The 807-nt window shown below is 61.0% G+C and carries 1 rRNA gene and 1 pseudogene; both read left to right on the top strand.

Going from position 1 to position 807, the window contains the following annotated elements:
• The first annotated feature begins 172 nt into the window (after positions 1 to 172).
• Positions 173 to 289, top strand: a 5S ribosomal RNA gene (rrf, locus tag BMY91_RS21055).
• A 282-nt stretch (positions 290 to 571) separates the two neighbouring features.
• A pseudogene (locus BMY91_RS21060) lies at positions 572 to 807 on the top strand (hypothetical protein); the annotation flags it as partial.

Raw genomic sequence — 807 nt, forward strand, 5'->3', positions numbered from 1 at the left:
CTAATAGGCCAACAACTTACACCACACAACACACTGCACGCGTCCACTATGTGGTTCCCGAACAACAACCCACCACGGGTAGCCGGAACCAACAACTAAATAACAACACCACAGTTGTAACCCAAAGATTTCCCACCCACCCCCCCACGGGGGACGGGACGGGTAACAGAGTTACGGCGGTCATAGCGTGGGGGAAACGCCCGGTCCCATTCCGAACCCGGAAGCTAAGACCCACAGCGCCGATGGTACTGCACCCGGGAGGGTGTGGGAGAGTAGGACACCGCCGGACAACCATTCACGAAGAGCCCCGACCACCACGGCCGGGGCTCTTCCATTTAACACGTCTCACAAACCCCATACATCCTGCCCATTGCTACCGGTGTGCCTGTGAGACTTGCCACGAGAGGCACCATAGCCCCTCTGGACGTTCCGGCCCCGTGGCGGCGTCGAATAGAATTGCATAAGACATACGAGTCGGTGGCTGAGCGCTGCCGGCGGCGTGACAACGAAATAAGGGTTATGAGCGACTACGCACGCGCCAGTGGTCGGCTCGCAACAGGAGGAATCCACCATGGCTGAGCACAACGGCGGCAATCGCGGCGGCAATCGCGGAAACTTTGGCGGGAATCGGGACGACCGCGGCTCGTACCGTCCCAACAACAACTCGGGCGGGGATCCCCGCGGATTCCGTTCCAGGGAGAACAGGGACGGCTCTGAGCGTCCCGCACGCGACGGCGAACGCCGTCCGTTCAATAATGACCGTGGTGACCGTCCCGCTCGTGATGGTGAGCGCCGGTCGTTCGGTGA

This window comes from Arthrobacter sp. yr096, from assembly GCF_900108925.1.
Taxonomy (GTDB): domain Bacteria; phylum Actinomycetota; class Actinomycetes; order Actinomycetales; family Micrococcaceae; genus Arthrobacter.